The following is a 15,079-nucleotide window of genomic DNA, read 5'->3' as shown; positions in this document are numbered from 1 at the left end:
GTGGACACTCAGCAGCGATCCGTTCCGGATCGAGTGGAGGTAGTGATGCTGTTTTCTGCGCTCCCGGCCAAGCAGGGCCTGTACGACCCGGAGGCCGAGGTCGACTCGTGTGGCGTCGCGATGGTGACGGACATCCACGGCCGTCGTTCGCATTCGATCGTCGCCGACGGCCTGCTGGCGCTGGAGAATCTGGAACACCGCGGGGCTGCCGGCGCCGAGACCAACAGCGGTGACGGCGCAGGCATCTTGATCCAGCTGCCCGACGAATTGCTGCGTGCGACCGTCGACTTCGAACTCCCGGAGCCGGCCGCCGACGGTTCCCACACCTACGCCGCGGGTACCTGCTTCCTGCCGATGGACGAGGAACTGCGGCGGCAGGCGATTGCGCGGGTGGAGGCGCTCGCCGCCGACGAGGGCATCACGATCCTCGGCTGGCGCGACGTCCCGGTCGACCACGAGCACGCCGACATCGGTGGTACCGCCGTCGCCTGTATGCCGTACATGATGCAGCTGTTCGTCACCGTCGACCCCGAGCCGGGTGCCGAGCGCATCGGTGGCGTCGCCCTTGACCGCTTCATCTACCCGTTCCGCAAGCAGGCCGAGCGCGTCACCCCGGAGATCGAGGAGGCGGGCACCGGCGTCTACTTCCCGTCGCTGTCGAGCCGCACCATTGTCTACAAGGGCATGCTCACCACGATGCAGCTGCCGCTGTACTACGCGGACCTGCGCGACGACCGGTGTGAGAGCGCAATAGCGATCGTCCACTCGCGGTTCTCGACCAACACGTTCCCGTCGTGGCCGCTCGCGCACCCGTTCCGGTTCGTCGCCCACAACGGCGAGATCAACACGGTGCGCGGCAACCGCAACCGCATGCGCGCCCGCGAGGCCCTGCTCGAGACCGATCTCATCCCCGGCGACCTCAAGCGCGCCTTCCCGATCTGCACTCCCGAGGCGTCGGACTCGGCGTCGCTCGACGAGGTACTCGAGTTGCTGCACCTCGGTGGTCGGAGCGTGCCGCATGCGGTGATGATGATGGTCCCCGAGGCGTGGGAGAACGTCCCCGACATGGACCCGAAGCGCCGCGCGTTCCTGCAGTTCAACGCGTCGCTGATGGAGGCGTGGGACGGTCCGGCGTGCGTCACCTTCACCGACGGCACCGTCGTCGGCGCGGTCCTCGACCGCAACGGCCTGCGTCCCGGCCGCTGGTGGCAGACCCGCGACGGCCGCATCATCCTCGCCTCCGAGGCGGGGGTCCTCGACGTCCCGGTCGACGACGTCATCAGCAAGGGCCGCCTCGAACCGGGCCGCATGTTCCTCATCGACACCGCCCAGGGCCGGATCATCCCCGACGAGGAGATCAAGGGCGAGCTGATGAACGCCGAGGCGTACGACGAGTGGCTGCACGCCGGCCTCCTCGACATCGCCACGCTGCCCGAACGCCCAGTCTTCCAACCCAACCACGACACCGTGGTCCGCCGCCAGCTTTCGTTCGGGTACACCGAAGAGGATCTCCGAGTGTTGCTCACGCCGATGGCGGCGTCGGGATACGAGCCCCTCGGCTCGATGGGTACCGACACCCCCATCGCCGTGCTGTCGCGGCGTTCCCGGCTGCTGTACGACTACTTCGTCGAGCTGTTCGCACAGGTCACCAACCCGCCGCTGGATGCGATCCGCGAGGAGATCGTCACCTCGATGGGGCGTGTGATGGGTCCTGAGCAGAACCTGCTCGACCCCACCGCCGCGTCGTGCCGTCAGATCATGCTGCACTGGCCGGTTCTCGACAACGCCGACCTCGCCAAGCTGGTCCACATCAACGACGACGGTGACCACCCGGGCCTGTCGGCCAAGGTGCTGCGCGCGCTGTACGAGGTCGACGAAGGGGGAGAAGGCCTTCGGGCCGCCCTCGAGGACCTGCGCCGGCGGGCGAGCCAGGCGATCGCCGAGGGACACACCACCCTCGTCATCTCCGACCGTCTGACCGACAAGGATCACGCACCGATCCCGTCGTTGCTGGCCATCTCGGCCGTCCACCATCATCTGGTGCGCACCAAGGAACGCACCCGTGTCGCGCTGGTCGTCGAATCCGGCGACGCCCGCGAGGTCCACCACATCGCCACGCTCATCGGTTTCGGTGCGGCCGCGGTCAATCCGTACCTGGCGCTCGAGACGATCGAGGACCTCATCGCGGAGGGCGAGCTGATCGGCGTCACCCCGTCGAAGGCCATCCGCAACTATCTCGAGGCACTCGGCAAGGGGGTGCTGAAGGTGATGAGCAAGATGGGGATCTCGACCATCAGCTCCTACACCGCCGCACAGGCTTTCGAGGCCGTGGGTCTGTCGTCGGAGGTCGTGCGCGAATACTTCACCCGCACGGTGTCGCGCATCGAGGGCGTCGGTCTCGACGAGCTCGCCGAGGAAGTACGCATCCGGCATCATCGGGCGTTCCCGGAGAACCCGACCGAGCAGGTCTACCGGCGTCTGGACTCGGGTGGCGAATACCAGTACCGCCGGGAAGGCGAGCTGCATCTCTTCACCCCGGAGACCGTGTTCCTGCTGCAGCACGCCACCAAGACCGGGCAGGCCGAGATCTTCCAGAAGTACTCCGACGAGGTCAACCGGCTGTCGCGCAAGGGTGGCACGCTCCGCGGCCTGTTCGAGTTCGATCTCGATGCGCGCGAACCGATCCCGATCGAGGAGGTGGAACCGGTCGAGGAGATCATGAAGCGCTTCAACACCGGCGCCATGAGCTACGGCTCGATCTCCGCCGAGGCGCACGAGACGATCGCGATGGCGATGAACAAGATCGGCGGGCGGTCGAACTCGGGGGAGGGCGGCGAGGACGTCGACCGCCTCTACGACCCGGAACGACGCAGCGCGGTCAAGCAGGTCGCGTCCGGACGGTTCGGTGTCACCAGCGACTACCTGATCAACGCCACCGACATCCAGATCAAGATGGCGCAGGGTGCGAAACCCGGTGAGGGCGGCCAGCTTCCGGCGTACAAGGTGTACCCGTGGATCGCCAAGACCCGGCACTCGACGCCCGGTGTCGCGCTGATCTCGCCGCCTCCGCACCACGACATCTACTCGATCGAGGACCTCGCGCAGCTGATCCACGACCTGAAGAACGCCAACTCGCAGGCGCGCATCCACGTCAAGCTGGTCAGCGCGGTCGGCGTGGGCACAGTCGCGACCGGCGTCTCCAAGGCGCATGCCGACGTCGTGCTGATCTCCGGCCACGACGGCGGAACCGGTGCGTCGCCGTTGACCTCGCTGAAGCACGCGGGCACGCCGTGGGAGATCGGCCTGGCCGACGCCCAGCAGACGCTCATGCTCAACGGTCTGCGCGACCGCATCACCGTGCAGTGCGACGGTGCGCTGCGCACCGGCCGCGACGTCATCATGGCCGCCCTCCTCGGCGCCGAGGAGTACGGCTTCTCCACCGCACCGCTCATCGTGGCGGGTTGCATCATGATGCGCGTGTGTCACCTCGACACCTGCCCGGTCGGTGTGGCGACCCAGAACCCGCTGCTGCGTTCGCGTTTCACCGGCCAGGTCGACCACCTGGTCAACTTCTTCCGGTTCATCGCCGAGGACGTGCGGAAGTATCTGGCGCAGCTGGGCTACCGCACCCTCGACGAGGCGATCGGGCAGTCGCAGCGACTCCACACCGATTCCGCTGTCGCGCATTGGAAGTCGAAGGGCCTGGATCTGACGCCGATCTTCCGGAAAGTTGAGGGAAAGTGTCCTTCCCGGCGGGTGCGGGAGCAGTATCACGCCCTCGATCGTGCGCTCGACCAGACGCTCATCCAACTCGCCGAGGGGGCCTTGGAGGACGCCCACCCGGTGACGCTCGAACTGCCGGTGCGCAACGTCAACCGGACCGTCGGGACGTTGCTCGGCGCCGAGGTCACCCGTCGCTATGGTGCCGAGGGCCTGGCCGAGGACACGATCGTGGTGAAGCTGGAGGGTTCGGCCGGGCAGTCGCTCGGCGCGTTCCTCCCGCCGGGGGTGACGATCGAACTCAGCGGCGACACGAACGACTACGTCGGCAAGGGGCTGTGCGGCGGCAAGATCGTCGTGGCCCCGCATCCCGACTCCTGGTTCGTCGCCGAGGACCAGGTCATCGCGGGCAACACCATCCTCTACGGCGCGACGTCGGGTGAGGTGTTCCTCCGCGGCCGCGTCGGCGAGCGCTTCTCGGTGCGCAATTCGGGTGCGACAGCGGTCGTCGAGGGTGTGGGCGACCATGCCTGCGAATACATGACCGGCGGGCGTGTGGTGGTCCTCGGTCCGACGGGGCGCAATCTCGCGGCCGGGATGTCGGGTGGCATCGCCTTCGTGCACGACCTCGACCCCGACAAGGTCAACATGGCGATGGTCAAGCTCATGCGCCCCGACCCCGACGACCTCGCCTGGCTCAAGGAGACCATCACCAAGCACACCGAACTGACCGGCTCGGCGATCGGTGCGTCGATCCTCGCGGACTGGCCCCGACGCTGCCTGGCGTTCACGAAGGTCATGCCGACCGATTACAAGCGTGTTCTCGACGCGGCCCGGATGGCCGAGGCCGAGGGACGCGACGTCGATTCAGCGATCATGGAGGCGGCACGTGGCTGATCCGCGCGGGTTCCTGGAGGTCCCGAAGAAAGAAGCGAAGTACCGACCGGTCGTCGAGCGCGTCCAGGACTGGGACGACGTCTACGTGCACGCCGACGACCCGACGAAGGTGCTCGCGGAGGTCAGCACCCAGGCGCGCCGATGTATGGACTGCGGTATCCCGTTCTGTCACTCCGGAACCGCGGGTTGCCCGCTGGGCAACCTGATCCCGGAATGGAACGACCTGGTCCGCCGCGGCCGGTGGGACGCGGCGAGCAGCAGGCTGCACGCGACCAACAACTTCCCCGAGTTCACCGGGATGGTGTGCCCGGCGCCGTGCGAGGCCGCCTGCGTCCTGTCGATCTCCGAGCGCGCGACCGGTGGCAGCGTCACCATCAAGCGCATCGAGAAGACGATCGCCTACGAGTCGTGGGCCGAGGGCGTCATCGGCCCCGAGCCGCCGGAGTCCAAGACCGGCAAGTCGGTGGGCGTGGTCGGTTCCGGTCCGGCGGGACTCGCTGCGGCGCAACAGCTCACGCGCGCAGGCCATGACGTGACCGTCTACGAGCGGGACGACCGGCTCGGCGGGCTGCTGCGCTACGGCATCCCGGAGTACAAGCTGCAGAAGTCCGACATCGACCGACGCATCGCCCAGATGCGCGCCGAGGGAACGGAATTCGTCACCAACTGCGACGTCGGAACCGAACTGTCGGTCGAGGACCTCAAGGCCCGCCACGACGCCGTCGTCCTGGCCATCGGCGCGATGGAGGCCCGCGACAACCCGGTGCCCGGCCGCGAGCTCAACGGTGTCCATCTGGCGATGGAACATCTCGTACCCGCGAACCGCGAATGCGAGGGCGACGGCCCGTCGCCGATCACCGCGGCAGGCAAGCATGTCGTGATCATCGGCGGCGGCGACACCGGCGCGGACTGCCTGGGCACCGCCCACCGGCAGGGTGCGGCGTCGGTGGTGCAGCTCGACTACAACCCGGAACTGCCCGGTGAACGCGACGACGAACGGTCCCCGTGGCCGACCTGGCCGCTGGTCATGCGGACCTCGAGCGCCCATGCCGAGGGCGGCGAGCGCATGCATCAGGTCGCGGTACAGCGTTTCGTCGGAGACGACGATGGCAACGTCACCACCATGGTGCTCGCCGAGGTCGAGGTGCAGCGCGACGCCGACGGCCGACGCGAGATCAAACCCATCGGGGAGGAATTCGAGATCCCCTGTGAGCTGGCACTTTTCGCGATCGGCTTCGCCGGTGTCGAGCGTGGCGAGCTGCTGTCGGGTCTGGAGATCGAACCCAACAGGCGTGGGGCCATCTCCTGCGGAAGTGATTGGCAGACCGACGCTCCCGGCGTTTTCGTGTGCGGTGACGCCCACCGTGGCGCGTCGCTGGTGGTGTGGGCGATCGCCGAGGGCAGGTCGGCGGCCCGGGCCGTCGACGAGTTCCTCGTCGGCGAATCCGACCTCCCGTCACCGGTTCGTCCGGCAGCACTGCCACTGTCCGTGCGCTGACGGTCGCGCGGGTCGCGGATCCCTGGGCCGGCGAGCACGGGGAACACGCGCGGGCTGCCCGTGTGACGCGAAATCCGTACCGGAAAGTAGCGGGCTGTCACCAGCGACAACACCACATGGCCCCTGGGTGACGACTTCGGCGGCGCGTGGAGATGCTTCTCCGACGGGACTAAGGTGAGGTTGTGACTCGGCGAACCAAGATTGTCTGCACCATGGGTCCGGCCACTTCCAGCGACGAAAAGCTCAAGGAACTCGTCGCCAGCGGTATGGATGTGGCCCGGATGAACTTCAGCCACGGCAAGCATGAGGACCATGCTGCCGTCTACGCGCGCGTCCGCAAGGCCTCCGATGCTGCGGAGAAGGCCGTCGGCATCCTCGCCGACCTGCAGGGCCCCAAGATCCGGCTGGGCCGATTCGACGGCTGCGACGGCGCCACCGTCTGGGAGACGGGGGAGGAGGTCCGGATCACCGTCGACGATGTCGAGGGCACCCACGACCGCGTCTCCACCACGTACAAGCACCTGTCCGAGGACGCGAGCCCCGGCGACCGACTCCTCGTTGACGACGGCAAGGTCGGGCTCACGGTCGCCTCGATCGACGGCAACGACGTGGTCTGCACCGTCACCGAGGGCGGTCCGGTCAGCAACAACAAGGGTCTGTCGCTGCCGGGTATGAGCGTCTCGGTGCCGGCGATGTCGGAGAAGGACGTCGCCGACCTCGAATTCGCACTCGGCCTGGGCGTCGACCTGGTGGCCCTGTCGTTCGTGCGCAGCCCGTCCGACATCGAACTCGTCCACGAGGTCATGGACCGCGTGGGTCGCCGGGTGCCGGTCATCGCGAAGCTGGAGAAGCCGGAGGCCATCGAAAACCTCGAGGCGATCGTCCTGGCGTTCGACGCGATCATGGTCGCCCGCGGCGATCTGGGTGTCGAGCTGCCGCTCGAGGAGGTGCCGCTGGTCCAGAAGCGGGCCATCCAGATGGCCCGCGAGAACGCCAAGCCGGTGATCGTCGCGACCCAGATGCTCGACTCGATGATCGAGAACTCGCGCCCCACCCGCGCCGAGGCCTCCGACGTCGCGAACGCGGTGCTCGACGGCGCGGACGCGGTCATGCTGTCCGGCGAGACGTCGGTGGGCAAGTACCCGCTCGAGACCGTCCGCACGATGGACCGCATCTGTCGGGCCGTCGAGACCGGCCCGCGCGACGTGCCGCCGCTCTCGCATGTGCCCCGCACCAAGCGCGGCGTCATCTCCTACGCCGCCCGCGACATCGGTGAGCGTCTCGAGGTGAAGGCTCTCGTCGCGTTCACCCAGTCCGGCGACACCGTCCGACGCCTCGCCCGCCTGCACTCGCGCCTGCCGTTGCTGGCCTTCACACCGACGCAGGAGGTGCGTAGTCAGCTGGCCCTGAGCTGGGGCACGGAGACCTTCATCGTCGACCACGTCGACACCACCGATCACATGATCGATCAGGTCGACCATCAGCTGCTGCGCATCGGCCGTCTGTCCGAGGGCGACGTGGTGGTCATCGTGGCCGGTGCCCCGCCCGGCACCGTCGGCTCGACCAACATGATCCACGTGCACCGCATCGGCGAGCAGGACCACTGACGCCGGGGCGTTGAAGGAGACCACTGAGGCGGTGGGCCCCGGTCTGTCACTAGGGTGAAGGCCATGACCGTGGAACAGACCGGGGATCTCGGCAAGCTGCTGGCACTGCTCGACGTCGAACGTCGCGACGAGGACGTGTTCATCGGGCACCACCCGGAGCAGGTCACCGCTCGCACCTTCGGCGGGCAGCTCCTCGGGCAGGGCGTGGTGGCCGCTTCACGCAGCCTCACCCGCGGCAACCCGCCGATCCACGCTCTGCACGCGCACTTCATCCGCGGCGGCGACGTCACCAAGCCGATGGAGTACCACGTCGACCGGTTCCGCGACGGCAAGTCGTTCGCCAACCGGCAGGTCACCGCCAAGCAGGACGGCGAAGAGATCTTCACGATGCTGGTGGCCTTCCAGGACAACACCGCCGGGCTCGAGCACGCCGTCGAGATCCCACAGGTGCCCTACCCGGAGGAGTTGCCCCCTCTCGGTGAGCATTTCAAGGGTTACGAGGACCGCATCGCGACCTTCGTCAATGCTCTTCACCCGGTCGACATCCGCTTCGCCAACGATCCGAGCTGGAAGGCGAAGGAGGCAGGGCGCAAGCTCACCGATAACCGGGTGTGGATGAAGGCCGACGGCGTGATGCCCGACGATCCCGTGATGCACGTCGCCGCAATGTGTTACGCCTCGGACACCACGGTGCTCGACTCCATCATCACGACCCATGGATTGTCGTGGGGCATCGACCGGTTGTTCGCGGCGACCGTCAACCACTCGATGTGGTTCCACCGCGAGTTCCGCTTCGACGACTGGCTGCTGTACGCGACGCGTTCGCCGGTGGCGACCGGTTCGCGCGGCATGGGATCGGGACGATTCTGGAAGCGCGACGGCACGCTCGCGACCTCGGTGGTCCAAGAGGCACTGATCAAGTATTTCCCGCCGAAGAAGTGAAGCACCGGAAATGACCACCGGCCAGGAGATGTGGCTCGACCCGGGCCCTCCGCTGCCGCGCCGCACCTGGCAGCGCAAGACCCGGGTGCCGGTCATCGTGGGTACGGCGATCGCGATGGTGCTCTTCGCGGCCGTCGCGATCGGCGCACTGCTGCTGGGTGTACTCCGCACCCCCACCTTCACCGCGAAGGGCGGCGTCGTCGCCGACTGTGCGACGGAGCTCGCCTCACAGCCCGGCGGCGGACAGATCGCCCGTGGGGCACCGGTGTTCATCTACGACGCTGCGGGCGGCGAGGTGGCGAAGACCTCGCTGACCGGGTTCCTTCGCAGTGACACGGGCTGCCGGCTGACGTTCGAGGCCGACGGGGTGGAATACACCGACGCCGGCTACATCGTCCGTGTGGGCGCGAACTTCTCGCAACCGGTGTCGACGGCTGCCCTCCAAAAGGGTGCGGTACTCCGGCCGCTCGGCTGAAGTCACCGGAACTCCGTCGATCTCGGCTCGACATGGGTGGCGGTTGTCCGGACAGGCGGTGAACCCCGGGTTAAACTTCGCCCGATCAATGTAGGGCCCGGACCCGTTGTGTCGATGTCGTTTTCGACGAGCCGTAGTCGGCCGGGCGCGATGTCGCCCGGTTTCCGGCTGCGGCATCCGAGGCGTAGGAGCATGCGTGGAGTACAGCATCGACTGGGGTAACGAGGTCTGGGCCAGCCTGAAGTGGCTGGCCATCGCGTTCGGGATCTCCGCGGTCGCGATGCTCGTCATCGGGTTCCTGCTCGCACGCTTCAGCCGATGGGGCCGGCCCCTGTGGCGCGTGATCGGTGGGTTTTTCACCGAACCGGGCACCCGGCTCAAGGCCTGGGGACTGGCCGCCCTGCTCACGGTGCTCGCACTGCTCGGTGTGCGGATCACCGTGCTGTTCTCCTACTTCAGCAACGACCTGTTCACCGGTCTCCAGACCGCGGCCGAGGGACTGGGAGCCGGCGGCCCCCAGGGCGCCGAGATGCTGCAGCTGGGCAAGGACGCCTTCTGGCATTCGATGGCCGTGTTCGGAATCCTCGCGACGCTCCACGTCGTGCGGACGATGATCGAGATCTACGTCGGCGCCGCGTTCGAGATCAACCTCCGCCGCTGGATGACCGGCGGTGCCGCCGCGGACTGGATGAACGGGCGGGCCTTCTACCGCAATCGTTTCGTCGACCTCAGCTCGGGTCTCATGCGCCGGAAGTGGTTCCGTCGAACGTCGGAGCCATCGCAGAAACCGACCGACATCCATCCCGGTGTGGACAACCCCGACCAGCGCATCCAGGCCGACATCACCAACGTCGCCTCGGTCGGATCGTCGCTGCTCTGGGGTGGCGGTGGTTCGTCGACCAACGGCGTGCTGACCGCGGTCGCCTCGATCGTGTCGTTCTCGAAGATCCTGTGGGACCTGTCCGGGCCGGTGACGCTCCTCGGCGTCGAGATCCCGCGGATGATGATGTGGCTGGTCCTGGTGTACGTGCTCGTGACCAGCGTCGTGGCGTTCGCCATCGGGCGCCCGCTCATCCGACTCAACTTCTGGCAGGAACGCCTCACCGCGAACTTCCGCTACGCCCTCGTCCGAGTCCGCGACGGGGCCGAGAACATCGCGTTCTACCGGGGCGAACGCGTCGAGCACAACGGCCTGATGTCACGCTTCGCCGCGGTGATCAAGAACTACTGGCAGATCATCCACGTCCAGATGGCCTTCGTCGGCTGGAACTTCAGCATCAGCCAGCTCGCGGTGGTGTTTCCGTACCTGGTTCAGATCCCACGGTTCTTCGACGGCCAGATCAAACTCGGCGACATGCAGCAGACGGCGTCGGCCTTCGGTGAGATGCACGACGCGTTGTCGTTCTTCCGGACCGCGTACGACGACTTCACCGGTCTGCGCGCCTCGATCATCCGTCTCGACGGACTCGCCGATGCCGACGTCAAGTCGCGCGCCATGGCCGAGATCACCACCGTCGATCGCGACCGGGCCGTTCGTCTCGCCGACATCAACGTCAAGACCCCGACCGGCGACGAGCTGATCCGCGCGCTCAACATCTCCCTCGATCCGGGCGACGCACTCGTCGTCAAGGGCCGGTCCGGTTCGGGCAAGACGACCCTGCTCCGCGGGCTCGCCGGCCTGTGGCCGTTCATCGACGGCGAGTTCTCCCGTCCGCCGGACGCGCACACCTTGTTCCTGTCCCAGATGCCCTACATCCCGCTCGGTGACCTCCGCACAGCAGTCGCCTACCCGGCGCTGCCCGACGACGTCGGCGACGAGGCCATCAAGCAGGCTCTGGAGAAGGTCTTCCTGCCGCATCTGGTCGGACGCCTGTACGACGAGGAGGACTGGGCCAAGGTCCTGTCACCAGGTGAGCAGCAGCGCGTGGCCTTCGCCCGCATCCTGCTGACGAAGCCGCAGGCGGTGTTCATGGACGAGGCGACCTCGGCGGTCGACGAGGGCCTCGAGTACGCGCTGTACCAACTGGTCCGCACCGAACTCCCGGACACGATCCTGGTGTCGGTCAGCCACCGCAGCACCACCGATCAGCACCACACCGAAGTGCTCGAACTGACCGGTGACGGGGCATGGACGCTGTCGCCGATCGACTCGAGTCCTTCGCTTGGCAAACGGTCTTGACCTGCAGATTGTCGATCACGGACACGTTTGCCTGATCTGATCCTCGCCCCTGCAGCCAGTGGCTAGTGTGATGCGCACCACAACCATTGCGCTGGCAGGTAGGGGCCCAGATGACCACAGCAGACCTGATCACCTTTCCCCATGAAACCGGGGTCGACGTGTCGACCCTCCCGGCTGCGTTCCAGCAGACCGTCACCGTCCGTCCGGACGCCGTCGCGATCCGGACCGTCGGTGGCGTCCAGAAGATCACCTGGTCGCAGTACGCCACCCGTGTGGAGGCGATCGCCGGCGGTCTCGCTGCCCTTGGCGTGGGGCGCGGGGACACCGTCGGCATCATGCTCACCAACCGGCCGGAGTTCCACCTCGTCGACACCGCGGCGCTCCACCTCGGTGCGGTCCCGTTCTCGATCTACAACACCAGCGCCCCCGACCAGATCGAGTACCTGTTCGGCAACGCCGAGAACAAGGTCGTGATCACCGAGCAGGTGTTCCTGCCGGTGATCACCGCCGCGAACACCGGCGTCGAACGCATCGTGGTCGTCGACGGCGCGGCCGACGGCACCATCTCACTCGACGAGGTCGAACACACCCGTCCGCCGGCCGATTTCGACTTCGCCGCGTCGTGGCAGGCGGTGGAACCCGAGGACCTCGCGACACTGATCTACACGTCGGGCACCACCGGTCCGCCCAAGGGCGTCGAGATCACCCACCGCAACATCGTCGCGGAGATGGCCGCGCTGGCCGAGAAGCTCGAGGTCGGGTTCGACGATCGCGCCATCTCCTATCTCCCGGCCGCGCACATCGCCGATCGCGTGTCGTCGCATGCGGCGAACATGGTGCGCGGCATCCAGATCACCACCGTGCCCGATCCGCGGGAGATCGCCGCGGCGCTGCCCGATGTGCACCCGACGTTCTTCTTCGGGGTACCGCGCGTGTGGCAGAAGATCCGCGCCGGCATCGAGAACAAACTCGCCGAGGAGTCGAGTCCGGTCAAGAAGACTCTCGCCGGTTGGGCTTTCGGGGTCGGTGCGGCCAACGCGCAGGCTCGCATCGACGGCAAGGGGACGGGCCTCCTCGGCGGCGTCCAGCACGGACTGGCCGACAAGCTGGTCTTGCACAAGGTGCGCGCCGCCCTGGGGCTCGACGAGGTGTCGTTCGCCGGTTCGGGCGCTGCCGCCATCCCGCCGGAGGTGCTGAAGTTCTTCCTGGGCCTGGGGATTCCCGTGCTCGAGGTGTGGGGGATGTCGGAGACCACCGGCGTCTCGACGATGACCACCCCGGACAATCTGCGGGTCGGCACCGTGGGGTCCCCGGTGCGTGGCATGGAGGTCAAGCTCGCCGCCGACGGGGAGCTGCTCGTCCGCGGTCCGGTGGTCATGCGCGGTTATCGCAAACAACCGGAGAAGACGGCCGAGACGATCGACGCCGAGGGCTGGCTGTCCACCGGCGACATCGCGACCATCGACGACGACGGCAACGTCACGATCGTCGACCGCAAGAAGGAACTCATCATCAACGAGTCCGGAAAGAACATGTCGCCCACCAACATCGAGAACGCGATGAAGGCCGCGTCGTCGTTGATCAGCCAGGTCGTGGCCATCGGCGACGCGAAGCCGTATGTGTCGGCGCTGGTGGTCCTCGACCCGGAGGCGGTTGCGACGCGGGCGAAGAAGCTGGGCATGCCCGGCGCCGATCTCGCCGAACTGTCGGCGCATCCCGAGATCGTCGAGGAGGTCTCCGCGGCGATCCGGACCGGCAACGGGAAGTTGTCCCGGGTCGAGCAGGTGAAACGGTTCACCATCGTCCCGGCCGCGTGGGACCCGGGTGGCGACGAGCTGACCCCGACGATGAAGCTGCGCCGCAACCCGATCGCGACCAAGTACGCAGCCGAGATCGGCGCGCTGTACGAGTCCGCGCCGAGCGGGTCTGTCGTGGATCTGCGGTCATGACCGCCGGAGACGAGTCGGCGGATCGCGAACTCGGCCCGGTCGACTACGTCGTCGTCGAGTGGGCGGGGACCCAGCCGACGGGTGAGGCGTTGCCCTACCTGATGGACCTGATAGACCGCGGGATCGTGCGACTCATCGACATCGTCTTCCTGACCAAGGCGGACGACGGCACCATCGCCGAACTCGGGATCGGGGAGCTGGGCGCCGAATTCGCGATCTTCGACGGGGCGGCGACGTCGATCCTCGACGACACGGACATCGGCGAGGCCGCCGCTGCACTGGAACCCGGCTCCAGCGCAGCGATTCTCGTGTGGGAAAACTTGTGGGCGGCTCCGTTCGCCACCGCCCTGCGCAACAACGGCGGACGAGTGGTCGCGTCGGGCCGGATCCCGGTCGATGCGCTGCTCGCGACGCTCGACGCGATCGAAGGATGAAGGGACAGATGTCATGCCAGGTCTGATCCGCGGGGTCGCCCGCACGGCCGTCATCTCCGGAACCGCCACGGCGGTGAGCAATCGGGTGTCTCGACGCCAGGCGAGTCGCTGGGCACAACAGGGGACCGTCACCCAGCAGGACCCGACCGCTCAGCGGTACCCCGACCCGCAGTACGCGCCGACGCCGTACCCGGAATCGCCGCCTCCGCCACAGCCGCCGCAGCCGCCGGCGCAGTCGAGCGGCATGGACACGATCACGGCCCTGAAAGAACTCGGCGCGCTGTACCAGCAGGGCATTCTCACCGAAGCCGAGTTCGCCGCGCAGAAGGCCAAGATCCTCGGGATGTGATGGTGCCGACCGGGTGTCCGGTCAGGATGGCTCGACGGTGAGTTCGTTTGCGTCGTCGTTGTTCTCGAGGGCCGCCTGACGCGAGGTGTCCTTCAGGGCAACTCCCGACCGGCCGAGCTTGCGCGCGCCGTCGACCAGGGCTGCGGTGACCCGTGCGGCGACCTCATAGTTCAGTCCGTCCGGCGGGTGGATGTTGGAGATGCAGTTGCGATCGGCGTCGGTGCGCCCGGGACGGGGCAGGTGGGTCAGGTAGATGCCGAGGCTGTCGGCGACCGAGAGTCCCGGTCGCTCACCGATGATCACGATGAGGGTCGTAACGCCGAGCGCTTCACCGATGTGGTCGCCGAGCGCCACGCGCGCCTGGGTGGCGATCACCGGCGGGGCGATGGTGTAGCGGCCCTCGAAGGCGTCGAGGAGGGCGGCCACCAAGCCGTGGGCATGGTCGACGACCGCGCGTGGCGACAGCCCGTCGGCGATGACGATGCCGATCTCCGCGCCGGTTCCGGAGAGGGCGGACAGATCCTCGGGCATGCGCCCCAGGTCCGGGCGACGCAGATACTCGCCTCGGTCGGACGCTCGGCTCGTCACGACGACCGGATCGCCGAGGTCGAGATCGGCGAGTGACTCGGCGAAGGACTCCGCGTCGAGGGGGTCGTGGACGGCATCCCGCGCTGCCGCGTGCGCTGCCTGGAACTCCAGCACCCGACGCGATGGCAGTGAGTTCCCGGCGCGACCCAAACCGATGCGCGCCCGGGTGGTCCGCCGCATCGCGGCCCAGACGTCGTCACCGTCGCCGGGGGCCGGGGCCCGCTGGGACTCGTCGGGCGTGGTCATCGGCCGGCCGCCAGGGGCAGCAGCGGCGAGGAGGCCGGATCGACCGGCAGGATTCGGCCGTCGGCGTCGGACATGCCGAGTCGGGCGAGCCACGCCTCGAACTCCGGTGCAGGACGCAACCCCAGTGCCTGTCGGACGTACAGCGCGTCGTGGAAGGCCAGGCTCTGGTAGCCGAGCATGACGTCGTCGGCGCCG

The 15,079-nt window shown here is 67.7% G+C and carries 11 protein-coding genes; 9 read left to right on the top strand and 2 right to left on the bottom strand.

Annotated elements, in window-relative coordinates:
* Positions 1-45 precede the first annotated feature (45 nt).
* The 9 genes from gltB (at position 46) to OK17_RS00080 (ending at position 14,050) form a co-directional block, all read left to right on the top strand.
* Positions 46-4,617, top strand: coding sequence for a glutamate synthase large subunit (gene gltB, locus OK17_RS00120; protein WP_461416326.1), 4,572 nt, complete (start codon positions 46-48; stop codon positions 4,615-4,617).
* The gene (locus tag OK17_RS00115; RefSeq protein WP_232718123.1) at positions 4,610-6,115 is read left to right on the top strand and encodes a glutamate synthase subunit beta; all 1,506 of its coding nucleotides are present in this window, start codon (positions 4,610-4,612) and stop codon (positions 6,113-6,115) included. Before gltB ends, OK17_RS00115 begins: the two co-directional genes overlap by 8 nt.
* A gap of 182 nt (positions 6,116-6,297) precedes the next feature.
* Complete coding sequence (gene pyk, locus OK17_RS00110) at positions 6,298-7,722, top strand: pyruvate kinase (RefSeq protein ID WP_232718122.1); 1,425 nt, start codon at positions 6,298-6,300, stop codon at positions 7,720-7,722.
* Positions 7,723-7,785: 63 nt separating this feature from the next.
* Positions 7,786-8,664 carry an acyl-CoA thioesterase gene (locus OK17_RS00105; protein WP_232718121.1) on the top strand — a complete coding sequence of 293 codons (879 nt, stop codon included), beginning with the start codon at positions 7,786-7,788 and terminating at the stop codon, positions 8,662-8,664.
* 10 nt (positions 8,665-8,674) lie between these two features.
* Positions 8,675-9,139 carry a hypothetical protein gene (locus tag OK17_RS00100; RefSeq protein ID WP_461416325.1) on the top strand — a complete coding sequence of 155 codons (465 nt, stop codon included), beginning with the start codon at positions 8,675-8,677 and terminating at the stop codon, positions 9,137-9,139.
* A gap of 196 nt (positions 9,140-9,335) precedes the next feature.
* Positions 9,336-11,318: an ABC transporter ATP-binding protein/permease gene (locus OK17_RS00095; protein ID WP_461416324.1), complete on the top strand. Its 1,983-nt coding sequence runs from the start codon at positions 9,336-9,338 to the stop codon at positions 11,316-11,318.
* A 110-nt stretch (positions 11,319-11,428) separates the two neighbouring features.
* A complete protein-coding gene (locus OK17_RS00090; RefSeq protein ID WP_461416323.1) occupies positions 11,429-13,267 on the top strand; it encodes an AMP-dependent synthetase/ligase in 1,839 nt (612 codons plus the stop codon).
* Complete coding sequence (locus tag OK17_RS00085) at positions 13,264-13,701, top strand: DUF6325 family protein (RefSeq protein ID WP_461416322.1); 438 nt, start codon at positions 13,264-13,266, stop codon at positions 13,699-13,701. Before OK17_RS00090 ends, OK17_RS00085 begins: the two co-directional genes overlap by 4 nt.
* Before the next feature lie 13 nt (positions 13,702-13,714).
* The gene (locus OK17_RS00080) at positions 13,715-14,050 is read left to right on the top strand and encodes an SHOCT domain-containing protein (RefSeq protein ID WP_005196155.1); all 336 of its coding nucleotides are present in this window, start codon (positions 13,715-13,717) and stop codon (positions 14,048-14,050) included.
* A 21-nt stretch (positions 14,051-14,071) separates the two neighbouring features.
* Here OK17_RS00080 and eutC read toward each other — a convergent pair whose 3' ends face one another.
* Both eutC and eutB read right to left on the bottom strand, forming a co-directional pair.
* On the bottom strand, positions 14,072-14,884 hold the full coding sequence (eutC, locus tag OK17_RS00075) for an ethanolamine ammonia-lyase subunit EutC (RefSeq protein ID WP_461416321.1): 813 nt from the start codon (positions 14,882-14,884) through the stop codon (positions 14,072-14,074).
* Positions 14,881-15,079: ethanolamine ammonia-lyase subunit EutB (eutB, locus tag OK17_RS00070; RefSeq protein WP_461416320.1), on the bottom strand; the 199-nt coding region annotated here is incomplete at its 5' end. The genes eutC and eutB, both read right to left, overlap by 4 nt.

The organism is Gordonia sp. GN26 (assembly GCF_054823965.1).
The sequence above is the reverse complement of the archived record's forward strand: the minus strand, read 5'-3'. Positions and strand labels throughout refer to the sequence as shown.